General features: G+C 61.2%; 22 protein-coding genes and 1 tRNA gene. 13 read left to right on the top strand and 10 right to left on the bottom strand.

Features of this window, described 5'->3' with window-relative positions; genetic code table 11:
• Positions 1 to 710: 710 nt before the first annotated feature.
• The 7 genes from H8S62_RS13920 to H8S62_RS13890 form a co-directional block, all read right to left on the bottom strand.
• Positions 711 to 2624: an FAD-binding protein gene (locus tag H8S62_RS13920; protein ID WP_207723547.1), complete on the bottom strand. Its 1914-nt coding sequence runs from the start codon at positions 2622 to 2624 to the stop codon at positions 711 to 713.
• 116 nt (positions 2625 to 2740) lie between these two features.
• The gene (locus tag H8S62_RS13915; RefSeq protein ID WP_155148420.1) at positions 2741 to 3568 is read right to left on the bottom strand and encodes a MerR family transcriptional regulator; all 828 of its coding nucleotides are present in this window, start codon (positions 3566 to 3568) and stop codon (positions 2741 to 2743) included.
• Between the two features lie 89 nt (positions 3569 to 3657).
• Positions 3658 to 4815: a putative glycoside hydrolase gene (locus H8S62_RS13910; protein WP_155148422.1), complete on the bottom strand. Its 1158-nt coding sequence runs from the start codon at positions 4813 to 4815 to the stop codon at positions 3658 to 3660.
• Between the two features lie 173 nt (positions 4816 to 4988).
• On the bottom strand, positions 4989 to 5432 hold the full coding sequence (locus H8S62_RS13905) for a MarR family winged helix-turn-helix transcriptional regulator (protein WP_155148424.1): 444 nt from the start codon (positions 5430 to 5432) through the stop codon (positions 4989 to 4991).
• A gap of 235 nt (positions 5433 to 5667) precedes the next feature.
• Positions 5668 to 6288 (bottom strand): S-layer homology domain-containing protein, encoded by a 621-nt coding sequence (locus H8S62_RS13900; RefSeq protein WP_186919888.1) that lies wholly within the window; start codon positions 6286 to 6288, stop codon positions 5668 to 5670.
• 111 nt (positions 6289 to 6399) lie between these two features.
• Entirely contained in the window at positions 6400 to 6666 is a 267-nt protein-coding gene (locus H8S62_RS13895) for a pro-sigmaK processing inhibitor BofA family protein (RefSeq protein WP_243141816.1), read from the bottom strand.
• A 46-nt stretch (positions 6667 to 6712) separates the two neighbouring features.
• Positions 6713 to 6964 carry a DUF2508 family protein gene (locus tag H8S62_RS13890; protein ID WP_155148430.1) on the bottom strand — a complete coding sequence of 84 codons (252 nt, stop codon included), beginning with the start codon at positions 6962 to 6964 and terminating at the stop codon, positions 6713 to 6715.
• 530 nt (positions 6965 to 7494) lie between these two features.
• Here H8S62_RS13890 and H8S62_RS13885 point away from each other — a divergent pair.
• From H8S62_RS13885 to H8S62_RS13850, 8 genes are all read left to right on the top strand, one after another.
• A complete protein-coding gene (locus H8S62_RS13885; protein WP_155148432.1) occupies positions 7495 to 9483 on the top strand; it encodes a DNA gyrase/topoisomerase IV subunit B in 1989 nt (662 codons plus the stop codon).
• A gap of 143 nt (positions 9484 to 9626) precedes the next feature.
• Positions 9627 to 10916 carry a copper amine oxidase N-terminal domain-containing protein gene (locus tag H8S62_RS13880; protein ID WP_186919884.1) on the top strand — a complete coding sequence of 430 codons (1290 nt, stop codon included), beginning with the start codon at positions 9627 to 9629 and terminating at the stop codon, positions 10914 to 10916.
• A 1-nt stretch (position 10917) separates the two neighbouring features.
• On the top strand, positions 10918 to 11559 hold the full coding sequence (locus tag H8S62_RS13875) for a hypothetical protein (RefSeq protein ID WP_186919883.1): 642 nt from the start codon (positions 10918 to 10920) through the stop codon (positions 11557 to 11559).
• A 5-nt stretch (positions 11560 to 11564) separates the two neighbouring features.
• A complete protein-coding gene (locus H8S62_RS13870) occupies positions 11565 to 13808 on the top strand; it encodes a DNA gyrase/topoisomerase IV subunit A (protein ID WP_186919881.1) in 2244 nt (747 codons plus the stop codon).
• Between the two features lie 114 nt (positions 13809 to 13922).
• On the top strand, positions 13923 to 14798 hold the full coding sequence (locus H8S62_RS13865; protein WP_155148440.1) for a YitT family protein: 876 nt from the start codon (positions 13923 to 13925) through the stop codon (positions 14796 to 14798).
• A 169-nt stretch (positions 14799 to 14967) separates the two neighbouring features.
• A complete protein-coding gene (locus H8S62_RS13860; RefSeq protein WP_155148442.1) occupies positions 14968 to 15558 on the top strand; it encodes a lactate utilization protein in 591 nt (196 codons plus the stop codon).
• 92 nt (positions 15559 to 15650) lie between these two features.
• Complete coding sequence (locus H8S62_RS13855) at positions 15651 to 16964, top strand: transglutaminase domain-containing protein (protein ID WP_186919879.1); 1314 nt, start codon at positions 15651 to 15653, stop codon at positions 16962 to 16964.
• Between the two features lie 38 nt (positions 16965 to 17002).
• Positions 17003 to 17078: transfer RNA gene (locus tag H8S62_RS13850), tRNA-Gly, on the top strand.
• A 199-nt stretch (positions 17079 to 17277) separates the two neighbouring features.
• Here the strand turns inward: H8S62_RS13850 and H8S62_RS13845 are convergent.
• Complete coding sequence (locus tag H8S62_RS13845) at positions 17278 to 17604, bottom strand: helix-turn-helix domain-containing protein (protein WP_155148446.1); 327 nt, start codon at positions 17602 to 17604, stop codon at positions 17278 to 17280.
• Positions 17605 to 17772: 168 nt separating this feature from the next.
• Between H8S62_RS13845 and H8S62_RS13840 the strand changes: the two genes are divergently transcribed.
• Positions 17773 to 18018, top strand: coding sequence for an AbrB/MazE/SpoVT family DNA-binding domain-containing protein (locus H8S62_RS13840; protein ID WP_155148448.1), 246 nt, complete (start codon positions 17773 to 17775; stop codon positions 18016 to 18018).
• Positions 18019 to 18116: 98 nt separating this feature from the next.
• On the opposite strand, the gene H8S62_RS13835 is transcribed toward H8S62_RS13840, so the two are convergent.
• The gene (locus tag H8S62_RS13835; protein WP_155148449.1) at positions 18117 to 18854 is read right to left on the bottom strand and encodes a ferritin-like domain-containing protein; all 738 of its coding nucleotides are present in this window, start codon (positions 18852 to 18854) and stop codon (positions 18117 to 18119) included.
• A 499-nt stretch (positions 18855 to 19353) separates the two neighbouring features.
• Here H8S62_RS13835 and H8S62_RS13830 point away from each other — a divergent pair, with 499 nt between their 5' ends.
• Both H8S62_RS13830 and H8S62_RS13825 read left to right on the top strand, forming a co-directional pair.
• On the top strand, positions 19354 to 20091 hold the full coding sequence (locus H8S62_RS13830; RefSeq protein WP_155148451.1) for an ABC transporter ATP-binding protein: 738 nt from the start codon (positions 19354 to 19356) through the stop codon (positions 20089 to 20091).
• Positions 20091 to 21008, top strand: a complete 918-nt coding sequence (locus tag H8S62_RS13825; RefSeq protein ID WP_155148453.1) for a SufB/SufD family protein — start codon at positions 20091 to 20093, stop codon at positions 21006 to 21008. The genes H8S62_RS13830 and H8S62_RS13825 overlap by 1 nt, the downstream gene beginning before the upstream one ends.
• A 174-nt stretch (positions 21009 to 21182) precedes the next feature.
• On the opposite strand, the gene H8S62_RS13820 is transcribed toward H8S62_RS13825, so the two are convergent.
• Complete coding sequence (locus tag H8S62_RS13820) at positions 21183 to 21377, bottom strand: hypothetical protein (protein WP_155148455.1); 195 nt, start codon at positions 21375 to 21377, stop codon at positions 21183 to 21185.
• 182 nt (positions 21378 to 21559) lie between these two features.
• On the opposite strand from H8S62_RS13820, the gene H8S62_RS13815 reads away from it, so the two are divergent.
• Positions 21560 to 21910, top strand: coding sequence for an Asp23/Gls24 family envelope stress response protein (locus H8S62_RS13815; protein ID WP_155148457.1), 351 nt, complete (start codon positions 21560 to 21562; stop codon positions 21908 to 21910).
• Positions 21911 to 21933: 23 nt separating this feature from the next.
• A complete protein-coding gene (locus tag H8S62_RS13810) occupies positions 21934 to 23586 on the top strand; it encodes a DAK2 domain-containing protein (RefSeq protein ID WP_186919877.1) in 1653 nt (550 codons plus the stop codon).
• The last annotated feature ends 53 nt before the right edge of the window (positions 23587 to 23639 follow it).

The raw sequence follows: 23639 nt of genomic DNA, 5'->3' as shown, positions 1-23639 counted from the left end.
TCTGTCTTCTATCGAGAAAAAATGATTGCTTTGCGCCTCTATGAGGAATTCTTTACTACATTAGCCCATGATCTACCATTATAGCTTAGCACCAAAACATCCTCAAGGCAACTGGAATAGGTGTAGCAAAATAGACAAACATCTGAAAAAAATTTTGTTAAAATAAAAATTTTTCAGCGTCATGGAGCCCCCGGTCCTTCGGCCCGGTGAGACTGACCGGCCCGTCCGGCCCCGGCGCACCGGGAGACATTAGGTTAACAATACCACAATTACATTACAATCGCAACTTACAATCATGGATTTTTGTATAAAATGCTTCCATTTCCGATACTTTTTCCATTTCAATTCCCGCCCCCTCACCGTTCGGGCGCGGACCGCCCGGCCTTATCCTCCGGGCCGGGAACGCCGCAAGCTCCTTTCCATTGGCAATTTGCAACTTTGTTAAGTGATTAACGAATAAAAGTATATCGCCCCAAGGCTTTCCGCGTCAAGAGCAAATTGTCATAAATATCCGGCGCAGCGCCCCGGATTTTCAGTCCGCGGCAAAATTTCCGCCGCCCGCGGCGTCCTGCGGATTATCTTTCTATTTTATATCAATTGGTGAAAATTATAATTCATATTTTTCGTTGTATGCGCCTTTATTCAATTAAAAACCGGGCGCACCGCAGGCGGGTTCCGCCTGCGGTGCGCCCGGACTGATAAACGGCAGATCAGCCGGCCAGGTATTGGACCATCTCTTTTGCCGCCCAGGTGCCGCTGGCCATGGCCAGGCCCAGGGCGGCGCCCTCGTTGGAGTAATAGGGCGCGGTGTACATGCTGCCCGCATCCACGCCGGCCACATAAAGGCCGGGAATAGCCTCGTTCCCCGCTGTGAGTGCCCGCAGACGGCTGTCCACTTTCACGCCGCCCAAGGTGCCCCACGCGCTGGGCTCGTACTCAAAGACATAGAACGGGCCCTCGCTGACGCTGGTGAGGAAGGTGGGATCCTTGTAGAACCGGGTGTCCTCCCCCGCCTCACACATGGCGTTGTACTCCGCCACGGTCTGGGGCAGGTTTTCAAGACCGAAGTACGCGGCGGCCTCCTCGATGGTATCCGCCTTGCAGGCCCATCCCTGGTCAATGGCCTCCTGGAGCTGGGCCTCGTTCTGGTCCAGCAGGGCGGCGGCCAGGGTCATCTTGCCCACATACCAGTTCTCAGGGCTGCCCAGGTAGCTGTAGATGCCCTCCTCACGGCAGGCGTCAAAGTACGCCTGATCGATGACGGAGTAGTACAGCCCCTCCCGCAGGGTGGCCTCGCCGCCCTCGGACAGGGCCATGGTGGCGATGACCTCCTCGTTGAAGAAGCGCTCGCCCTCCCGGTTGACCATCAGGCCGCCGTAGACCGCGTATTTAAAGTTCTGATTGGCGGAAAAGCTCCAGCCGCCGCCCTTCTGGTTGGCGCCGGCAAACTCGTTGGCAATGATGGACCAGTTCCTGTCCAGCACGCCGCCGGCCTCCACCACCATGTTGATGCCAGCACCGTCGGACAGGGTGTTGCCCAGGGGGTTGATTTTCACCTCGCCAAAGTGCTCGGCCATCATTGCCTCATTGCCCAGATAGCCGCCGGTGCAGATCAAAACCGCCTTGGCGCGCACCTCCACCGGGGTGCCGTCAGACCGCTCTGCCAGGACGCCCGCGGCGGCGCCGTTCTCCATGATGACGCTCTTGCCTGCGGTCTCCAGCAGGAACTGTCCGCCCAGGGACTCCACCTTCTCCTTCACCGGCTGGAAGCGGTCGTCTCCCCGCTCCTCAAAGCCGTGGCGGGCGCGGAAACCCGCACCGTAGTTGTCGGGCCGCAGGTACATGCCCACGCCGGCCTCCACCATGGAGTTGATGGTCTCGCCTGAGACGGAGAGCACATTGCGCAGGAGGCCCGCGTTGGCGAGGGAGTGGCTGTAGTCATACATGTAGCGGAAGAGGGTCTCCACGGTGACGGTCTGGTCCTCCTCCGCCTGGACCACGGTCTCGCAGGCGCTGGGCCCGCCGGCCTGGGCGGCGTTGGACACGCCGATGGTCGCGCCCTTCTCCAGCACCAATACCTTCAGTCCGGCCTGGGACGCCTCCAGCGCGGCGTTCATGCCCGCCGCGCCCGCGCCCACGATGACCGCGTCGGCCTCATAGCTCACAGTCTCCTTCTCCCCGCCGGCGGCGGGCGTCTTGAGGGCGGCGGCGTCCCCGCCGGCCTTCGCCACGCACGACTCCACGGCGGCGAGAATGGCATCCCGGGTAACGGTCGCGCCGGCCACCGCATCCACGGCCAGCGTCTGGCCGTCTACAACGGCCTTGGGCACCCGCTCCAGGGCGGGCTCGGCAATGCCCTCGGTCTCCTGGTGAGCGGTAACGGTGACGCTCTCAATGGCGGCCTCGGTAAAGACCACCTCGACGGTCACATCGCCGTTTTTACCGGCTGCGGAGGCGGTGTAGGTCCCGGCCCGATACGCCCCCGCGGGAGAGGCGCCGGGCGCCGTGCTCTCACTGGGTTGCACACTGGGGGAGGGGCTCGGCGCACCCTCATTGGTACACGCGGCAAGACTGAGCGCCATTGCCCCGGCCAGCAGGAGGCTGGCCCATCTCTTTCGGTTCATCATTCCAACTCCTTATTTCTCTTCGGACTTTGTGAAGTCCTTAACGAAAAGGAGTATAAAGCCGGGTGTTACACCCAAGTCAAGAGCAAATTTCTAAAACAGAGGCCTTTTTCGCCCTAATGCAGGTTTTCAACCCATTTCCCATCCGCCACAGGCAGATAGACGGCCCGGTGGGCGGTCCGCATACCGCCCTCCATGGTGGTGACGGGCACCCGGCAGACCACGTCCTCCTCCACGGCAAGGCCCTCAGCCGCCAGCCAGGTTATGACGCTTTGGAAGCCCTCCCGGCTCACCTTGACGGCTGCGTCATGATTCTCCATCAGGCGGACGCAGCGCCTGGGCGGAAGATAGCGCAGCTCCTCCACCGGCCAACCCTCCGCCCGGTCCTCCCGCAGGGCCAGGCCCCACTGGAAGTGGAACGGGCCGTCCCCCCGGAGCGCGCCGGCCCGGAGCACCAGCAGCCGCTCGCTCCAGGGCAGCTCGTCCAGGAGCCTGCGGGCCAGCAGCTTCTGTTCCCCGGTCTGGCGGAACTCTTCGCTGGAGGACTGGGCCAGAAAGTAGTAGCCCGGCCGGACGCAGACCAGGGGTTCCCGCTCCGGCGCGCTGAATTCCGCCAGAAAGGCGGCGTACTCCTCCACCGCCGGGATGAGCCGGTCCAGACGGGCCCGCTCCTCCTCCAGAGCCGCCCGCCGCCCCTCCAGCGCACGGGCAAGCGCCGAATGGTCCATGGTGCGCAGCGCGTCCGCCGTCTGCCGGACGGAGAAGCCCATATTCCGCAGTGTCAGGCAGCTCACCAGCTGGCCGCCGTCATAAATATTGTAGTAGCGGTACTGGGACCCGGGGTCCCGCCGGGGTGCGATAAGACCGTACTCCTCATAGAGCTTCAGAAGGTCCGGAGAGACCCCCATCTCCTTTGCCAGACCGCTCACCTTATACTGCTTCAAATTCTCCGCCCCCTTTGTCAAAAGCTTATCATGCCAACGGAGCAAAAACAAGGGCGCGGAAATGCTCCGCGCCCCTGCTGCATATTCCGTTATTCCGGCAGGACGGCCCAGCTGTATGCCACATCCCCGGCCGGGGGCGCGTCCAGAATCACGATCAGGTTCTCCTCCGGGTGCTCAAGCCCCGCTGCCTCCAGCTTGTCATAGTATCCCGCGATATCGGCCCCCTCCAGGTCCACGTAGATGCGCTCGGCGTATCGGCACAGGGCGTCCAGGGTCTGGCCGGTGAGGGGATTGACCCCGTCGTCCAGCGTGGTCTTGTCGGTGACAATGCCCAGGCGGAAAGGCGGATAATCCCGTTTTGGCGTATTGTCCAGCGTCTGGCGCAGGTCGCTGTAAAAACCGGTAATGGTATCCGTCAACGTGGCGGGATCGTAACGGTCCCCCTCCACAAGCAGATTCAGATTCCCCTCGGACGGGAATGCCGCGTTGTCCAGAATCAGGTCGGTGAATTGCAGCTTTCCAATCAGCTCCGCGCACAGGTCGATGACGTACTGCCTCGCCGCCTCCACCTGGGGGCTCATCCAGCGGATATCGCCGGGACCGCGCCAGTTGCCGATATTGGTCCGCAGGGCCAGGCTGTTGCGGTTGTAGGGCGCGGTGTTGTCACGGAAGCAGGAGAGATAGGCCGCGTTATAGAGCACGCCGCCGTTGATGTCGTTGGCCATGACGATGCCGTCCTGCCGCCCCGCGTCCGCGCCCGAGGCTTTGATCTCCCTGGCCAGGGGGACGTCGGAGATATAGCCCAGATTTCCGTCGTACCCTTTCATGTTAAAGATGAGCTGGGTGGCCGAGCCGAACCCCGGATAGGTTTCCTCCACCGCTGTATCGCCGGCCAGATACCTGTCGAAAAGGCCCTTCACGTTGTCGTCGTGGAGCGCGTCGCCCGGCAGGGAGATCATGCGTGTGTACTCCGGTTCCGGCTCCGGCGTGGGGGAGGGTGTGACGATGACGGGAGGCCTGGACTCCACAATCACCGGTGTGGACTGGGAGGGGGAGGGCTGCTGCTCCTGGAAGAAGGGAATTTCAAACCGGATGCCGTCGGCGGAGACCACCATATATTGCTGCAGGAAGAAGAACGCGGCCACCAGAAGCACCAGGACAATCAGGAGCACGGCGATGACAATTTTCAGGAATGTACGGAACTTGGATTTGCCCCGATAGGAACCGTATCCGTTGTTTCTTCTCATGTGATGGTTCCCATCCTTTCCTCACTGCCGCCGAGCCGCCCCATTATGAGCATTGACCGCCCGCCCCCGGCGGGCTATTAATCATACTACCCCATTATTGGGTTATCATAACACAGCCCAGGAAAAAAATCACAACAAATTTACAACAAAAGGTTACACCCTTCGGGGCGCGGTTATTCCCCGCCCTCCTGGCCCCGCTTCACCAGGGCCTCATCCAGCTTCTCCAGCGCGGAGAAGACCAGCTCCCGGTCCCCCGGCTCCATGGAGTCCATCAGGCTGGAGAAATAGCCGGAGACGTTGGTCTCCGCCTTTCGGCGCAGCTCCTTATACTTGTCGGTGGCGGTCACGTAGATGACCCGGCGGTCCGCCTCGCTCCGCTCCCGGCGGGCCAGGTCCAGCTTCTCCAGCCGGTCCACAATGCCCGACACCGTGGAGTTGGCGCTGCCCGTCCGCTCGGCCAGGGCGGAGATGGGCAGGGGGCCGTCCTCGCCCAGGACGGTAAGGACCAGGGCCTGGGGGAAGGTGAGGTTCAGCCGCCCGAAGTGGCTGCGGAACTGCTGGGACATATGCTGCGTCACCCGCAGATAGCACATCAGAATATCGCTGGATTGTTTCATAGGTATCCGCTCCTTTCAAAGGGCGGCGGGGGGCCGTCCATTGCTTCGTTTCGTGTACGAAGCAAGCATATCCCACCCCGGAGCGTCTGTCAATCAATGGCGAAAAACATTCATGGATTGTTTACACAACTGAAATAATTGAACCCGTCTCAGCCACAGACCGGACCTCCGGCGCTCCATCCCCATGAAAAAACGGGCGGGCATAATGCCCGCCCGTTCAGCCGCCCGGTTCCCGTCAGCCCTGCGCGGGGGTCATGAGCCGGTCCAGAATGACGGCCAGCTCGGCCCGCGTGGCGTAGCCCAGAGGGCTGAGGGTATTCTGACTGGTGCCGGTGATAAGCCCGGCGCCCACTGCGTGCTTCATGCCGTCCACCGCCCACTTGGAAACCTTGTCCCCGTCGGGGTAGAGGCTGAGTACCCCCTCGGCCAGCGCGCCCCCTTTATAGTAGGTATAGCGGCTGAGGAAGAGGGCGAGCTGTTCCCGGGTCACCTGATCGCCGGCGCCAAGGCGTCCGTCGTCGTAGCCGTCGGCGATGCGGACCTCCTTCGCCCAGCGGGCGGCCTTGTCGCACCAGGAGCCCTCCTTCACGTCGGGGAAGCCCTCAATGCCGGAAGGCTCGGGACTGCCCTCCATCCGCCACAGGACGGTGAGAACGGTGGCCCGGATCACGTAGGCGTCGGGGGCGAATGTCGTGGCGGTGGTGCCCGTCATGATTCCCTTTTCCGCCACGGCCTGCACCTGCTTCTCGTACCAGGCTCCGCTCCTCACGTCGGTAAATTCCACGGCGGAGGCGCCGGCGGCCAGGCTCAGGGTCAGTCCGCATGCGCAGACCAGAGTGAGTAATTTTCGCTTCATCCGTTCCATACACCTGCTTTACGTTTGAGTCCCAAACAGTGTATCGCAGGTTTTTTACGAATCTGTGAACAAACTGAAATTTCAGCAAATTGTAAGATGTTCTGCACGCTTTCAGCGCAAAACCCAGTGGAGCATGAGCAGCAGCCCGAAGCCGGGCGCGCCCAGCACGCCCATGACCAGGGCGTTCACAAGGTTGACTCCCAGGTGGACGCCCACGTAGCCCCCCACCTTGCTCAGCAGAAAGAGCACCGCCAGGCCCACCGCGGTCCGGGCCGCCAGCCGCCCCAGCCACTCCAGCGGCCTGCGCAGCGCGGCCAGGGCGATGACCAGAATCAGTCCGCCCACAATCCAGGGTAAAATTTGAATGACGCTCTCCAAGGACCCCGCACCTCCGCAAAAAATTTGCCAGGGCCTTGGCGTGGGATTATCTGCGTAAAGGTGTTCCGTCAATCTCCTTGACCCGCCGGAGCAGATAAGAGTACCGGGACTGGAGGGCGTTGATCTCGAAGACATAGGACTCGATGAGGTCCGGGTCGTGGGCGCTGTTGAAGCAGGAGTACGCCTGGGCAATCAGCGTACGGGTGCGGGAGAGGCCCTCCATGAGCGCGGTGCGCTCCTCCTCCTCGGGTGTGGCGCGCTTCTTGCGGAAAGCAAAGGTCCTGGCGGCTTCGGCCATGGGACCGCCCCCTTTCAAAAATAGTGTATTTTCATTTTGGACAAATATGACAAGCGCTATACCTCGTTTTTCCTGGCGTATTTTCGCCCTCGTATCACATACTATGCTCGGACAAGACATAGCATCCCTCCTTTCTTTTTAAGCCGGTGCCCGGCAAAGGCATGGCTCGCCCGAAGGGCAAGCCGGTCATACTTGCCCTTCGGCGAAAGGCGAAAAGACAAGGGGCCGCATTGGGAACTGTTTTTTTAGAGAGAACAAACCCCCCAAAGCATTCCACCGTCTTGTCCAAACCAGACCGACCGCGCGAGGATTGATTTCAAACCGGCGCACCGTTCGGCTGGAGCGGGGCTGCACTCAGAGATGAGGCGGCCCCGTTTTTTTATTTCTATAAGGCTTTTCGCCGCCAGGAGGGCGGCCGCTCTTTCCCAGCCGTTTTCTTGACACAAGCGCCAAATTTGGGATACAATAGTAAACTGAAAGATAATGTCCTGCGCATTTATATTTTTATGAAGTACAGCGAGGAGACGCCCATGGCCAAATCGACAAAATCCTACGGCAACGAATCCATCTCCGCCCTGAAGGGCGCGGACCGGGTCCGCAAGCGCCCGGCGGTTATTTTCGGCTCCGACGGGCTGGAGGGCTGCCAGCACGCGGTGTTTGAAATTCTCTCCAACGCCATTGACGAGGCCCGTGAGGGCCACGGCGACCTCATCACCGTCACCCGCTACGAGGACAAGTCCATCGAGGTGGAGGACTTCGGCCGGGGCTGCCCCGTGGACTGGAACGAGGCGGAGCAGAAGTTCAACTGGGAGCTGGTCTTCTGCGAGCTCTACGCCGGCGGCAAGTATAACAACAACGACGGCGACAACTACGAGTACTCCCTGGGGCTCAACGGCCTGGGTTCCTGCGCCACCCAGTACGCCAGCGCGTATTTCGACGCGGTGATCCGCCGGGACGGCTATAAGTACACCCTCCACTTCGAGCGGGGCGAGAACGTGGGCGGCCTCCAGAAGGAGCCCACCGACCGTGGCAGAAAGACCGGCTCCACCTTCCGCTGGAAGCCCGACCTGGACGTGTTCACCGATATCGACATCCCCGTGGACTTCTACCTGGACGTGATGAAGCGCCAGGCCGTGGTCAACGCCGGGGTCACCTTCCGCTTCCGCAACCAGGTGGGCGGCAAATTTGAAACCACCGACTTCAAGTATGAAAACGGCATCGTGGACTATGTGAAGGAGCTCGCCGGCGAGACCTCCCTCACCCAAAGCGTCTTCTGGCAGACCGAGCGCCGGGGCCGGGACCGCGCGGACAAGCCGGAGTATAAGGTGAAGCTCAGCGTCTCCTTCTGCTTCTCCAACACGGTACAGGTCATCGAGCACTACCACAACTCCTCCTGGCTGGAGCACGGCGGCAGCCCGGAGAAGGCCATGCGCTCCGCCTTCGTCTCCGCCATCGACGGCTACCTCAAGGCCCAGGGGAAATACCAGAAGAACGAGAGCAAGCTCACCTGGGTCGACGTGCAGGACTGCCTGGTGCTGGTGAGCAACAACTTCTCCACCCAGACCTCCTATGAGAACCAGACCAAAAAGGCCATCAACAACAAGTTCGTCCAGGAGGCCATGACCGAGTTCCTCAAGGCCCAGATGGAGGTCTACTTCATCGAAAACCCCTTCGACGCGGGAAAGATCGCCGAGCAGGTGCTCATCAACAAGCGGTCCCGCGAGTCCGCCGAGAAGGCCCGGCTCAATATCAAAAAGAAACTCACCGGCAGCATGGATATCTCCAACCGGGTGCAGAAGTTTGTGGACTGCCGCACCAGGGACACCGAGCGCCGGGAGCTCTACATCGTGGAGGGCGACTCCGCCATGGGCGCCGTCAAGCTCAGCCGGGACGCGGAGTTTCAGGGCATCATGCCCGTCCGCGGCAAGATTCTCAACTGCCTCAAGGCAGACTACGGAAAGATTTTCAAGAGCGAGATCATCACCGATCTTCTCAAGGTCCTGGGCTGCGGCGTGGAGGTTCACGACAAGCATGCCAAGGATATGGCGGAGTTCGACCTGATGAGCCTGAGATGGAACAAGGTGGTTATCTGCACTGATGCCGATTACGACGGCTACCAGATCCGCACCCTGATCCTCACCATGCTCTACCGCCTGGTGCCCACCCTGATCCAGCGGGGGTACGTCTATATCGCAGAGACGCCCCTCTACGAGATTAACTACAAGGAAAAGACCTGGTTCGCCTACACCGACAAGGAGAAGAACGATATCGTGGCCGAGCTCGGCGCCGACAAGAAGATCTCCGTCCAGCGCTCCAAGGGGCTGGGCGAGAACGAGCCGGACATGATGTGGCTGACCACCATGAACCCCGAGACCCGGCGGCTTATCAAGGTCATGCCCGAGGATGTGGAGCGCACCGCCCGGGTGTTCGACCTTCTCCTGGGCGACAACCTCCAGGGCCGCAAGGACCACATTGCGGAAAACGGGTATAAGTATCTGGAGCTGGCCGATATTTCTTGACGGGGCGATGGGCGAGGAGCCTCGTCAAGGCGCAGGAAGCTGCGCCCGCCCGATAAAGCTTACGGGATTCCCGGCTGTTCTTCCGCCGCCGCCTGCGCCGCCCCGTAGGCCCACACACCGCCATTCAAAATAAGGAGGTCCCTATGAGACGATTTCTCTCCGCCGCCCTGGCGCTGGTGCTGGCGTTTTCCCTGTCCCTGCCCGCCCTGGCCTGGGGGGAGCCGTCGGTCAAGTACGCCTCCTTTGACCAGTACCTGGACTTTTACCGCGCCCAGGATGACCCGGAGACCCAGTCCCTGGTCCGCTTCCTGGTCGCCTACCTGGACGCCCATCCGGACGAGGTCGCGTCCTTCGACCCCCACGCTTATTTTGAGGCCAATATCGCCAGCGGCGCCGGAATGAACATCGCCAATTGGTTTTTCGATCAACTTCCGGACTATACCGAGGACCACTTCCGCGCCGAGATGACGGACGCCTGGCTCACCGGGCTCTACCGCGACGAGCTGAACGCCCTGACGGATACCGACCCGCCCATGTGGCGGCTCTGCCTCTCCCCCTCCGCCGTCGCGGGGGAGGAGATCTCCCTGGAGCGCTGCCTCGCCTACACCGCCATGACGGAGGAGCAGTACGCCGCCATGGCCAAGTGGTGCGCCCGGTTTCAATTTGAGCGCCCCGGCGAGTGGGCCGCCTTTGACCCGGACGCCTATTACCTCTCCAACTCCCAGAACGCCGAGGTCCCCGATAAAATGGCCTGGAGCGGGGAGCAGGGTTTTGAGGACTACACGCGGTACGGCTGGATGCGAGCGATGTATCTCGCCTGGGAGAAAGACCGCGCCGCGCGGGAGATGGCCCGGCGGTACCCGGAGGACTACGCCGCCTTCGACCCGGACGCGTGGTTTTCCGCCCGTGCAGGAGAGCTGACCCGATTTCAGGGCGGCGGCAAGGAGGACTACATGGAGGCCCGGGGTCTCACCACCGGGGAGGAATTCCGCCTTGCCATGTTCGCCGACTGGCTGACGCTGAGCGTCAGTCAGCCCATGGATGTCACCGTCACCGTCAACGGCGTGCCCATCCTCGCCTGGCTCGATTTTAGCCCCGCATACCCCTATGCAGAGCAAGGGCGAATTATGGTCTCCACTCCGGCCCTGGCGGAATCCCTGGGCTTCTCTGTGGAGCGGGACGAGGAGAACCGCGTCCTCATCTGCACCAAGGGGGACTGCTCAGTCACCTTTACCGACGGCGAGAGCGCCTATCTCGTAACCAGGGATGGAAAGGCCGAAGTCCTCGCCCTGGACGTTCCGACCAAGTCCCACGGCCCCGGCGCGCCCTGCTACGTCCCCCTCCGCGCCCTGGTGGAGGCCCTGGGCTGCGACGTGGAGTGGAAGGGCCCCTTCCGCACCGCCGCCGTTACCACCCCACGGGAGGAACGCTGAGATGAAAAAGACGGACTTCCCCATATTTATTCTGGCTGGAGCCATCCTTATCTCCGCAGCCCTTGTGACCGCCGGACTCTTCCGTGGCGGCGGCCGGCCGGGCGCTGACGCCTCTGGCTCGCCGGCCGCCACAATAGACGCGGCCGAGGCCTACCGGCTGGAAAAGCTGAACGAGGTAAACGACATGGTGCTGGAACGGAAGGCGGTCCCGGAGGACTATCTGCGCTACCTGCCCGAGGACCTGCGAGATCCGGTGAAGCAGTACAACGCCGACACCATGGGAATGAAACTGTCCTACGAGCAGAGGGGGAGCAGCATCGCCGAGGGGCTCCTCTACGAGCACAGGGAGGACCCGGGGGATTATGAGCGGGGAGAGCTGTTCTACTCCATGGCGGACCGGATCTCCACTCTGTCCCTCTACGGCAATGTGAACCAGCTCTGCAACCTTGACCCCGTCCTCACCTACACCCTGGCCAAGGAGGGGGGCGGCTCCTGGGGAATGTGGGCCTACTACATTGAGCATGGCAATTACGACACGGAGACCAAGCAGCGCCGTGCGGAGTACCTGGACGGCGTGTACGCTCTGCTGGACCAATTTGACGCATACCGCGCCTCACTCACCTCAAATCCCGATAAGGACTGATACCGATGGCTAAGAAAAAAGCCCCCGAGGAGGGGGCCAAGCACAAGAACAATCCCAACGTCATCGGCCTGCGGGCCGAGGTGCTGGAGCAGCCCATCACCGAGACGCTGGAAGTCAACTATATGCCCTACGCCATGAGCGTGATCGTCTCCCGGGCCATTCCGGAGATTGACGGTTTCAAGCCCTCCCACCGGAAGCTGCTGTACACCATGTACAAGATGGGGCTTCTCACCGGCGCCCGCACCAAGAGCGCCAACATCGTGGGCCAGACCATGAAGCTCAACCCCCACGGCGACGCCGCCATATACGATACCATGGTCCGCCTCTCCCGGGGCTATGGGGCGCTGCTGCATCCCCTGGTGGACTCCAAGGGCAACTTCGGCAAGGTCTACTCCCGGGACATGGCCTGGGCCGCCAGCCGATATACCGAGGCCAGGCTGGATAATATCTGCTCCGAGTTCTTCCGGGACATCGACCAGGACACTGTGGACTTTGCGGACAACTACGACGGCTCCATGAAGGAGCCCACCCTCCTGCCCACCACCTTCCCCAACGTGCTGGTCTCCTCCAACATGGGCATCGCCGTGGGCATGGCCTCCAACATCTGCGGCTTCAACCTGGGGGAAGTCTGCGACGCCACCATCGAATTCCTCAAAAACCCGGAGTGCGACCTGCTGGGCATCCTCAAGGCGCCCGACTTCCCCACCGGGGGAGAACTGCTCTACGACGGTGGCGAGCTCTCCAACATCTACCGCACGGGCCGCGGCTCCTTCAAGGTCCGCTCCAAGTGGCGCTATCTCAAGGCGGAAAACCTCATTGAGATCTACGAGATCCCCTACTCCACCACGGTGGAGGCCATTATGGACAAGGTGGCCGAGCTCATCAAGTCGGGCAAAATCAAGGAGATCGCCGACATGCGGGACGAGACCGACCTGACCGGCCTCAAGCTCGCAATCGACCTCAAGCGGGGCACCGACCCGGATAAACTGATGCAGAAGCTCTTCCGCTCCACGCCCATGATGGATTCCTTCGGCTGCAATTTCAACATCCTCATCGCCGGCATGCCCAGGGTCATGGGCGTACGGGAGATTCTGGATGAGTGGACCGCCTGGCGGATGGATTCGGTCCGCCGCCGGACCTACTTCGTGATGAAGAAGAAGCAGGATAAGCTGCACCTGCTGAAGGGCCTGAAGAAAATCCTGCTGGACATCGACCGTGCCATTAAGATTATCCGTGAAACCGAGGAGGACTCAGAGGTCATCCCCAACCTGATGATTGGCTTCGGGATTGACGACATTCAGGCCGAGTACGTGGCCGATATCAAGCTGCGCAACATCAACAAGGAGTATATCCTCAGGCGCATTGAGGAAACCTCTGACTTGGAGGCGGAGATCGCCGACCTCCAGGACATTGTCAATAACCCGGGGCGCGTCAAGAAGCTCATCATCGCCGAGCTGCAGAACGTAAAGAAAAAATTTGCCGTCCCCCGGCGCACCGATATTATCTACGAGCACCAGATGGCCGCCGAGCCCGACCCGGAGGAGGAGATCCCGGACTACCCGGCCACCGCCTTCCTGTCCCGGGAGGGATATTTTAAAAAGATCACCGCCGCCTCCCTGCGGATGAACAGCGAGCAGAAGTATAAGGAGGGGGACGGCCCCTTTCTCCAGTGGGAGTGCACCAACCGGGACGAGCTGCTGGTCTTCACCGACGCCCAGCAGTGCTACAAGACCCGCCTGAGCGACTTTGATGACGCCAAGGCCAGTGTGCTGGGCGACTATCTGCCCACCAAGCTGGGCTTCGACGAGGGGGAGGGCTTCGTCTGGGCCTGCATCCCCGGCGACTACTCGGGGAATCTGCTCTTCTTCTTCAAGAACGGCAAGGCCGCCCGGGTGGAGCTGGCCGCCTACCAGACCCAAACCCGGCGGAAGAAGCTTACGGGGGCCTACTCGGATAAATCCCCCCTTGCCGCGGCGTTCCTTCTGCGGGAGGACCTGGAGCTGGCCGTGATTTCCACCGAGGGCCGCTGCATGGTCTTCCATACCGCCGCCCTAGCCCCCAAGGCCACCCGCTCCACCCAGGGTGTGAACGTGATGACCCTCAAGCCCAAATACTCTGTGGAGACCGTCAAGCCCCTCGGCGATACCCCCATCGTCAACATCTCCCGCTACCGCGCCCGCTCGCTGCCCATCGCCGGGGCCCTCCTCAGGGAGGAGGACCGGGGGGAGGAGCAGATGACGCTGCTGTAAAGAAAAGAGAAAATGGAAACGCAGCGGCCCCTGCCCTGCCCGTCCGCGGCGCAGCTTTTTGGATACAGCCCAATTTCTTTTTTCTCTCTTCACTTTACTTTTATCGAGGTGCCTATGAAGCCAAAATCCAAAGCGCTTAATTTAGTCTGGTCCTACTTCATCATCACCGTGGCGTCGGCCATCTATGCCCTGGGCTTCAACTGGTGCTACAAGCCCAACGACATCGCCTTCGGCGGCATCACCGGCGTGGGGCAGATTATCAACGCCATTCTGCCCTGGGCCCCCATCGGCACCATCGTCATCATTCTCAATATCCCCCTCTTCATCCTGGGGTGGAAGCTGCTGGGGGGCCATCTGCTGGTGTCCTCCCTCTTCGCCATGGCGGTCTCGTCGGTATTTATCGACGTCATCGACTATTTCTGGACCTTCCCGCCCATGGAGCCCCTGCTGGCATGTATTTTCGGCGGCCTCCTCATGGGCGTGTCCCTGGGCTTCGTGTTCCTCCGGGGGGCAACCACCGGCGGCACGGATCTCATCGCCCGGCTTCTCAAGCTCAAGCTGTCGTGGCTGCCCATGGGCAAGCTGCTCATGGCCATTGACCTCATCGTCATCGTTGCGGTGGCCCTGGCCTTTCAGAACCTCTACAGCGCGCTCTATGGCCTGGTGGCCCTCTATATCTCCACCATCGTCATGGACGGCGTGCTCTACGGTCTTGACAACGCCAAGGTGGCCTATATCATCAGCGACGAGTACAAGCGCATTGCCGACGCCATCGTCCACGATCTGGACCGTGGCGTCACCATCCTCCACGGTGAGGGCGCCTACTCCGGCGCGGAGAAGAAGGTCCTCATGTGCGCCTTCAAGCAGCGGCAAATCGTCACCATCAAGCACATGGTCAAGGAGATAGACCCCGACGCCTTCATCATCGTCTGCGAGGCCCACGAGGTCCTGGGCGACGGGTTCCGGGAGTATAAGCAAAATGACATTTAAGAGAACAGGGGGAAGGAATACTGCAGGCCGGATTTCTGCTGTTTTCGAGCGCTCCGCTTCTTCGGGGCATCAATCTTTTTTTGACCGGCCGGCAAGCGCATGGTAAAAATTTATTAAGCCAATTCTCTGTTTCTCTCCATATTTTTGACCTAAGAAGGGAGTTTTCGTTATGGCCGACATCAAGAAACTGCGCGGAAATCTGGAAATGCGGGGCTTTGCCACCTCCTGCTTCGCCACGGCGGAGGAGGCCGCCAGGTACCTGGACGGCAGGCTGGACGGTACGTCCATCGGCATAGGAGGCTCCATAACGGCCCAGCAGCTGGGACTGGACCAGCTGCTGCCCTCGCACAACAGCGTGTACTGGCACTGGCTGGGCGGCTCCTCCGGTCAGGCCGCGGCGGCCGACGTTTACATAAGCTCTGTCAACGGTATTGCCGAGACCGGCGAGCTGGTCAACATTGACGGCACCGGCAACCGCGTAGCCTCCACCATCTACGGCCATAAGTCCCTCTATCTTATCGTGGGCGTAAACAAAATTGCCCCCACCTTTGAGAAGGCCCTCTGGCGGGCCCGGAACATCGCCGCGCCCAAGAACGCCCAGCGCCTGGGCCGAAAGACCCCCTGCGCCGCCAAGGGCGACCGCTGCTACGACTGCGAGAGCCCCGACCGCATCTGCCGCGCCCTCACCGTCCTCTGGGCCAGGCCAACGGCCATCGAGTACGCCGAGGTGGTCATCGTGGAGCAGGAGCTGGGACTGTAAGAGAAGGCAAAACCACGAAGGAATCTTGTTTTCTGTTTTTTGTCCGCAGGCCGATTTGCTTTTTTATTTCTGACTGGTAAGGGGGGGCGCCGTTGAAACGCAAAATACTGTGCCTCATGCTGACGGGGCTTCTGGCACTGAGCGGCTGCACCTCCCTGCTCAACCACGATTATGTGGACGTCCAGCCCCACGCCGACCGCCCGGTCACCGAGGAGGACTCCTCCATCGTCCGGGTGGAGACCTATAAGCAGCTCATGGACGGCATCTACTCCTTTGTCCAGGACGGGCAGACCCGCGGGGTCATTCACATCGCCAATTACAAGGGACGCACCAACAGCACGCTGGAGGCCGACCTGGCCGCAGCCTGTGACGAGGTAAAGTACGAAGACGCCCTGGGGGCCTACTGCGTGGACTATATCCGCTACGAGACGTCCTACATTGTGTCCTACTACGAGGCGGATATCTACATCAGCTACCGCCGCACCCGGGACCAGGTCAAGAGCATCAAAACGGTCACCGGCAGCAGCGCCATTCGTGAGGAGCTGCAGGGCACCCTGTCCTCCTTCGGCTCCGAGGCGGTCCTCCAGGTGAGCTACTTCAACGAGGATGAGAGCTACATCCGGGGACTGATCCATCAGGCCTATTACGATACCCCCATGGCGGCTATGGGGATGCCTGAAATCGACATTTCCATCTACCCCAACTCCGACACCGTGCAGTACGGCGCGGGCTATCCCCGCATTGTGGAGATTCTCCTCACCTATCCCGAGGACCAGGAGACCCTGCGGAAGAAGAGCGTGGCCCTGGCCGACCACGCGGAGTCCCTGGCGCCCCAACTGGCCGCCCTGCACGGCGAGGAGGCCGCCCGGGAAGCCTTTGACCAGCTGCGCGCGCAGACGCTCTACATCCCCTCCGGCGGCGCAAAGTCACCGGAACGGCTGAATACCACCTACGCCGCAGCCGTCGAGGGCAGGGCGGACAGCGAGGGTATGGCTCTGGCCTTCCAGCTCTACTGTCAGCTGGCGGGCGTGGAGTGCACCGTGGTGTCCGGCGCGGTGGACGGCGCCGCCCACTTCTGGAACATCATCGCCCTTCCCGGCGGGGAGTACCGCCATGTGGACGCCACCCGTGAGGACGGCTTCGCCCTCCACGACGCGGATCTGGCGGCTCTGGCCTACGCCTGGGACCGAAAGGAATATCCCGCCTGCGGCAACCAGCCCATCCCCGATGGGGAGCAGGCCCCGGAGGACACCGCCGCGGCAAACCCGGACGGCAGCGGCCTCACCGTCCCCAGCGAGGACAGCGGCGACTTTAGCCCCGACGAACTCCCTGCGGACTCGCCCGTCCAGTCCGCCTCCCCCCAGCCCTCCGCAACTTTTTATGTCGGGAATAAAAATGCCCCTTGACAGATGGTCGTTTATTGCTTATAATATCATCTGTCGCTGCGGGTGTAGCTCATCTGGTAGAGCGCCACCTTGCCAAGGTGGAGGTAGCGAGTTCGAGCCTCGTCACCCGCTCCATAAAAATAAGACCAGCCTGTGGGCTGGTCTTATTTTTATGGAATCCTGCGGATACTTATACTGCATTCCCGAACCGAACTCGGGCGGCACACTCCGCCCGCCGACGTCGGGCACAAGTCAGGGACAGCCTTTCGGCTGTCCCTTTTCGCTGCCGGGAGCCGTTGCAACGGCACGACCTGGGACGCTTCAAGCGTCGCCCCTACTCCCTATGTTCCAGCTCTCCCAGGGTCTGCACGGCGGCATCCACAAACTTCTGGGATTTTGCCGAAAGCGCGCGCCGCTTACCAATCAGCGCCCGCTCCGCCTCGGTCAGATCCAGCGGCGTGACGGCCATGGGTTCGCCGTTCAGAAGGGTCCAGAGCGACACCCCAAGCGCGTCGGCAATCTTCTGCAGGTTTTCGATGCTGATTTTATTCACGCCGCGCATATAGGTACTGATTGTGCTTTTGGAGAGGCCGGTCAGCTCGGCCAGCTTCTTTTGTTCAATGCCGTTCCAGTCCATTACTTCCTGGATTTTTTCTATCATTGTCACACGGCCCACCTTCTTTTTGAAGTATTATATCGAACTGAAGAGAAGCTTCTTTTTCAGGACATCAAAAATAGTTTTAAATCAACAAACTATGGTTTGACATTTGCTGTAAATTGTATTAATATGGCATTACAGCAAAATATTAATTGAAAAGGGGAATATTATATGAAATCTACGGGCATCGTAAGAAAAGTAGACGAACTGGGCCGCATTGTCCTGCCGATTGAGCTGCGCCGCACGTTGGACATTGCCGAAAAGGACAATTTGGAGATTTACGTGGACGGCTCCTCCATTATTCTGAAGAAGTACCAGCCGTCCTGCATCTTCTGTGACGATGCGAGGGACGTCATTAACTTCAGGGGCAAGAATATCTGCCCCGCATGTCTGGCCGCCCTGTCCGAAATAAAATAGGCGGACTGCCCGCGGGCGCCTCCCCGTACTTCCTGCCCGGCTTGAATTGCACCCCCATTCGGTAAGAGCGCGCCGCAGCCAGCTGCGGCGCGCTCTTGTCACATCTGCTCCAGAATGCCCCGCAGGAGCCAGGTGTGCTCGGCCTCGTCACCCGCCAACTCCAAAAAGAGCTCCCGCAGGCAGGGGTCGACGGTCTGGGCCGCCGCCGCGCGGTAGGCCGCCTCGCCCCGCTGCTCCGCCGCGAAGCGGGCGCGGAGCACGCCCATCCAGGTCCCCGCCGGAGCCGTGGGCTGCCGGTCGGGCCAGAACTGCACGCCGGATATGAGGAAATAGGCGGTGGAGAGCCGCTTGGCGTGCCGCCGCTCATCCTCACCCATGGCACGCAGGGTCCGCCCGGCGTTGCCCGGCGCCCGCCGGGAGAGGCCCTGGTAGAGCCGCCAGTCCGCCACCTCGTCGGCGATAAATTCCTGAAGCATCTCCCCGTGTACCGCCGACGCACACCCCAGGCAGGGCACGTCGTTCTCCGCCGCGGGCATCTCCGCCGCAGCCGCCTCCATCCGCCGCGCCGGTGCTGCGGGCAGCATTGCGGCCGGCGCACAGACCGCGGGCGACGCCGGAGCCATCCTGGCAGGGGGTGCGCAAACCTCCCCCGCGGCCGCTGCCCGCGCCGGTGCGGGCGGGGTCAGCACCTCTTCCTCCAGGGTTTCGTCTGAGTAGAGCGTGAAGGGACAGTCGGGCCGGTCCTCGGGCATCACCCGGCGCCAAACCCGCTCAAACGCCTCCCGGTCCATCACCTTCTGGCCCGGCCCGGCGCAGGGCAATCTATCCTGTTCCATAGGTCTGCCTCCTATTATTTCAAAGATTCCAGCCCATACTATGATGAAACGTGAAAAAATGTCCGTACCCCTCCGTTTCTTCTCGACGGAAACACTTGTTTTCCTAGTTAAATAGTGGTATAACTAATAAGAAGCGCGGAGCGCCTGTGAGCAGGCGGATAAGGCGGAGCGCAGACAAAAAAACAGGGCGGGTCGTCTCCCGCAAGACCCGGCGGCATTTTTTGCGGAGCTGCGGATTATCCGCCGTCGCGGAGGGCGTGCAGCGTGACAACGAAGCGCGGAGCGCCTGTGAGCAGGCGGATAAGGCGGAGCGCAGACAAAAAAACAGGGCGGGTCGTCTCCCGCAAGACCCGGCGGCATTTTTTGCGGAGCTGCGGATTATCCGCCGTCGCGGAGGGCGTGCAGCGTGACAGCGAAGCGCGGAGCGCCCGTGAGCGGCCCGATATGGGCGTCGGGCCCAGCTTTCCCGCAGAAGAACCATACAAAAGGAGCAGCTGCGATGTTAAAAATCAAAGACCTGGTTTTTCAGGTGTCCGACGAGGACCGGACCCTCGGCATCCTCCAGGGCATTACCCTGACCATACCGGACAACAAGTTTGTGGTTATCACCGGCCCCAACGGCGGCGGCAAGACCACCCTGGCCAAGGCCATCATGGGCATTGTCCAGCCCACCGGCGGCCAGATCCTCTGGAACGGGACCGATGTCACCGGCATGAGCGTGACGGAGCGGGCCCGGCTGGGCATCAGCTATGGCTTCCAGCAGCCCCCCCGCTTCAAGGGCCTGCGGGTACGGGATCTGCTGGCGCTGGCCTCCGGCCGGGAGGATCTGACCCACGACGAGGGCTGCCAGTATCTGACCAAGGTGGGCCTGTGCGCCAACGACTATATTGAGCGCGAGGTGGACGCCTCCCTCTCCGGCGGCGAGGTCAAACGCATTGAGATCGCCACCATCCTTGCCCGGAAATCCGGCCTGATGATCTTTGACGAGCCCGAGGCCGGCATTGACCTGTGGTCCTTCGCCAAGCTCACCGAGACCTTCCGCGCCATCCACGACGCCCGGAACGCCACCCTGGTGGTCATCTCCCACCAGGAGCGAATCATCGATCTGGCGGACGAGATCGTCATGGTCTCCGGCGGCAAAATCACAAAGCAGGGGCCCAAGGACGAGATTTTCCCTCAAATCCTGGCCAACACCATCGCCGGGTGCAGTTATATGAGCGAGGGGGCGGCGCAGTAATGGAAAAGATAGATCTGAAGCTCCTCAAGGAGATTGCCGAGCTGGAGGGCACGCCTCAGGGCGCCTACAATATCCGCAAGAACGGCGGCGCGGGCGGGCGGGCCTGTACGGAGCACATCGTCATCGACACCAAGACGGACAAGCCCGGCATCGACATCCGCATCGCCCCCGGCACACAGCACGAGAGCGTCCATATCCCGGTAATCATCACCGAGACCGGCCTCACAGAGCTGGTTTACAACGATTTTTTCATCGGTGAGGACTGCGATGTGGACATCATCGCCGGCTGCGGCATCCACAACACCGGCTGCGAAACCAGCCAGCACGACGGCGTCCACACCTTCTATGTGGGTAAAAACTCCAGGGTCCGCTATGTGGAGCGGCATTACGGCGAGGGTGAGGGCTCCGGCGCGCGGATCATGAATCCCCAGACCATCGTCTACCTGGAGGAGGGCGCCTCCATCAACATGGAGACCACCCAGATCCGGGGCATCGATTCCACCAAGCGTGAGACCAAGGTGGTGGCCGGGGCGGGGGCCGAGGTGGTCATCACCGAGAAGCTCCTCACCCACGGCGCTCAGACCGCCGAGAGCGACATGGAGATCATCCTCCAGGGTGAGGACTCCAGCGGGCGGGTCATCTCCCGCAGTGTGGCCCAGGACACCTCCCAGCAGGTCTTCTACCCCAGGATGACCGGCGAGGCCCGCTGCTTCGGCCATGTCCAGTGCGACTCCATCATCATGGGCAACGCCAAAATCAAGTCCATCCCCGCCATCATCGCCGACAGCATGGAGGCCCAGCTCATCCACGAGGCCGCCATCGGACGCATCGCCGGGGACCAGATTACCAAGCTCATGACCCTGGGGCTGACCGAGGAAGAGGCTGAGGAGAAGATTCTTGAGGGGTTCTTGCAGTAAAATCTGTCTTTCGTAAAAAGAAGTAAAAATAGAGCGGAACCGGGTAACGGTTCCGCTCCATTTTTGTCCCAAGCTCTTCACCAGTCCGGATATCTCGCACCGCCGCGGAAGAGAGCCGCTTATGAAAAAGAGAGGCCGGAGCGATCGCTCCGGCCTCTCTTTTCAGTTTGCTTGTTACTCCTCGTCCCAGTCGGCGTAGTCGTCGTACTCGGAGGAGCGGCAGCAGCAGGCCCTTTTCTCGGCCAGCTTTTCCCGGGCGCAGCCGAAGAACGCCACAATCTTATCCCAATAGGCGATCACGCAGCAGGCCGCGGCAGCGGCAGCCAGGGAAAAAGCAACGATTTTCAGCACAAAACGGGCAACTTTCATCTCTGTCGCCTCCTATCATGAAAATGATAGTTATAGTGTACACGTTTTCTGTGCAAATTACAATCACCCCGGCAAACTTTTTCCCTTGTATTTTAGGCCGAAATAGAATAAAATATAGGAACGAATGAGAAGAAGTTCCCGTCTTTGGACGGATAAATCCCCCATAGAAAGGAAGGGTCCCTATGAAGCTGCAGACCGAAAAGGGCGAGATCCGCATCAGCAGCGATGTGTTTACCAACATCACCGGCGCAGCGGCCACCAACTGCTACGGCGTAAAGGGTATGGCCGTGCGCTCCAAGACCGACGGACTGGTCCACCTCCTGCGCCGCGAGTCTATGGCCAAGGGCGTGAAGGTCACCCATAACGACGACTCCACCGTCTCCATTGAGCTCCACATCATTGTGGACAACGGCGTGAATCTGACCGCCATCTCCCGCTCCATTATGGAGCGGGTCAAGTACGACGTAAGCCGCACCACCGGCGTGGAGGTCCGCAACGTGGACGTCTGCATTGATTCTATGGTCATTGGTTAAACCATCCAGAAAGGAACATCGACATGAGAGAGACCATTGACGGGGCGTCGTTCCAGCGGATGGTAATCCACGCGGCTGCCTCCATCAATATACAGAAGCAGCACATCAACGAGCTGAACGTCTTCCCCGTGCCCGACGGCGACACCGGCACCAATATGGGCCTCACCATTTCCACCGCCGCCGCCGAGATGAAAAAAGCCCCTCTGAACACCGTGGGCGAGGCAGCCGGCAAGACCGCTTCCGCCCTTCTCCGCGGCGCCCGGGGCAATTCCGGCGTCATTCTGTCCCTGCTGTTTCGCGGCTTTGCCAAGGCCGTGAAGGAGAAGGACACCATCGACGGCAGAGACCTGGCCGTGGCCCTGGACTTCGGCGTGGCCGCCGCCTACAAGGCGGTTATGAAGCCCGCCGAGGGCACCATCCTCACCGTCTCCCGTCTGGCCGCGGCCCAGGCCGCCGCCACCGCCCGGGAGAACAACAACGCCGAGGCGGTCCTGGAGGCCGCCATCCGGGAGGGCCGCGTGGCCCTGGACGACACCATCAACCAGAATCCCGTCCTCAAAAAGGCGGGCGTGGTGGATGCGGGCGGCAAGGGCTTTCTGGTGATTCTCCAGGGTATGCTGGACGAGCTGCGGGGTGAGCCCATCCCCGAGGGCGGCGACGAGGCCGCCGCGGCCCCCAAGGATCGGGCCGACTTTGAGCGCTTCTCCACCGAGGAAATTCAGTTTGGCTACTGCACCGAATTTATCTGCTCCAGGGACAACAAGAAGAAGGACCCGGAGGCTCTGCGCGGCTTCCTCAGCGCTTTGGGCGACAGCCTGGTGCTGGTGGACGACGACGAGATCATCAAGGTCCACGTCCACACCAACAACCCCGGCCGTGTTCTGGAGGAGGCCATCACCTACGGCGCCCTCCAGACCGTAAAGATCGAAAACATGCGCAACCAGCACAGCGAAATCCTGGAGGAGGCCCACGAGGCCCACCAGGAAGAGGCTGAGCGCAAAGTTGCCGCCCCGGAGAAGAAGTACGGCTTTGTATCCGTCTGCGCCGGTGACGGCCTGGCCGAGGTCTTCCGGGATCTGGGCGTGGACGGCGTGATTTCCGGCGGCCAGACCATGAACCCCTCCACCGAGGACATCCTGCGGGAGATCGACAGGACCCCCGCCGAGATCGTCTTCGTCCTGCCCAACAACAAAAACATCATCATGGCCGCGCAGCAGTGCGTGCCCCTGGCCGAGGGCAAAAAGGTCATCGTTCTGCCCAGCAAGACGGTTCCCCAGGGCATCTCCGCCATGCTCAGCGTGGACCCGGACGCAGGCGAGGAGGAGAACGTCTCCGCCATGACCGAGGCCCTGGGCCGTGTTTCCACCTCTGAGATTACCTACGCCGCCCGGGACTCCGATTTCGACGGCTTTGCCATCACCCAGGGGGACTACCTGGCCCTGGCCGAGCACCAGCTTTTCGGCACTGACCGGGATATCCATGTCCTGCTGGAGCGGCTGGCCCAGGCCGCTCCTCAGCAGGAGGCCGAGTTTATCACCATCTTTTACGGCGAGGACGTGCAGGAGGCCGAGGCCCAGAAGACCCTGGAGCTGTTCAGGACGGCCTGCCCCAAGGCGGAAATTACCCTTTTAGCAGGCGGCCAGCCGGTCTACTACTATATGATTTCCGCGGAATAATTTCTCCGCATAAAAGGGCGGCCTTTGGCCGCCCTTTTTCTCTATATTGGGGT

It is taken from the genome of Lawsonibacter faecis, from assembly GCF_014287675.1.
Lineage (GTDB): Bacteria > Bacillota > Clostridia > Oscillospirales > Oscillospiraceae > Pseudoflavonifractor > Pseudoflavonifractor faecis.
Note: the sequence above shows the minus strand (reverse complement) of the source record. Positions and strands in the feature narration are given on the sequence as shown.

Bases quoted from the DNA above. Each gene is read 5' to 3' on its own strand.
- H8S62_RS13920 (WP_207723547.1), bottom strand. From the start codon at position 2,624: ATGAACCGAAAGAGATGGGCCAGCCTCCTGCTGGCCGGGGCAATGGCG.
- H8S62_RS13910 (WP_155148422.1), bottom strand. From the start codon at position 4,815: ATGAGAAGAAACAACGGATACGGTTCCTATCGGGGCAAATCCAAGTTC.
- H8S62_RS13905 (WP_155148424.1), bottom strand. From the start codon at position 5,432: ATGAAACAATCCAGCGATATTCTGATGTGCTATCTGCGGGTGACGCAG.
- H8S62_RS13900 (WP_186919888.1), bottom strand. From the start codon at position 6,288: ATGAAGCGAAAATTACTCACTCTGGTCTGCGCATGCGGACTGACCCTG.
- H8S62_RS13890 (WP_155148430.1), bottom strand. From the start codon at position 6,964: ATGGCCGAAGCCGCCAGGACCTTTGCTTTCCGCAAGAAGCGCGCCACA.
- H8S62_RS13885 (WP_155148432.1), top strand. From the start codon at position 7,495: ATGGCCAAATCGACAAAATCCTACGGCAACGAATCCATCTCCGCCCTG.
- H8S62_RS13880 (WP_186919884.1), top strand. From the start codon at position 9,627: ATGAGACGATTTCTCTCCGCCGCCCTGGCGCTGGTGCTGGCGTTTTCC.
- H8S62_RS13875 (WP_186919883.1), top strand. From the start codon at position 10,918: ATGAAAAAGACGGACTTCCCCATATTTATTCTGGCTGGAGCCATCCTT.
- H8S62_RS13870 (WP_186919881.1), top strand. From the start codon at position 11,565: ATGGCTAAGAAAAAAGCCCCCGAGGAGGGGGCCAAGCACAAGAACAAT.
- H8S62_RS13865 (WP_155148440.1), top strand. From the start codon at position 13,923: ATGAAGCCAAAATCCAAAGCGCTTAATTTAGTCTGGTCCTACTTCATC.
- H8S62_RS13860 (WP_155148442.1), top strand. From the start codon at position 14,968: ATGGCCGACATCAAGAAACTGCGCGGAAATCTGGAAATGCGGGGCTTT.
- H8S62_RS13845 (WP_155148446.1), bottom strand. From the start codon at position 17,604: ATGATAGAAAAAATCCAGGAAGTAATGGACTGGAACGGCATTGAACAA.
- H8S62_RS13840 (WP_155148448.1), top strand. From the start codon at position 17,773: ATGAAATCTACGGGCATCGTAAGAAAAGTAGACGAACTGGGCCGCATT.
- H8S62_RS13835 (WP_155148449.1), bottom strand. From the start codon at position 18,854: ATGGAACAGGATAGATTGCCCTGCGCCGGGCCGGGCCAGAAGGTGATG.
- H8S62_RS13830 (WP_155148451.1), top strand. From the start codon at position 19,354: ATGTTAAAAATCAAAGACCTGGTTTTTCAGGTGTCCGACGAGGACCGG.
- H8S62_RS13825 (WP_155148453.1), top strand. From the start codon at position 20,091: ATGGAAAAGATAGATCTGAAGCTCCTCAAGGAGATTGCCGAGCTGGAG.
- H8S62_RS13820 (WP_155148455.1), bottom strand. From the start codon at position 21,377: ATGAAAGTTGCCCGTTTTGTGCTGAAAATCGTTGCTTTTTCCCTGGCT.
- H8S62_RS13815 (WP_155148457.1), top strand. From the start codon at position 21,560: ATGAAGCTGCAGACCGAAAAGGGCGAGATCCGCATCAGCAGCGATGTG.
- H8S62_RS13810 (WP_186919877.1), top strand. From the start codon at position 21,934: ATGAGAGAGACCATTGACGGGGCGTCGTTCCAGCGGATGGTAATCCAC.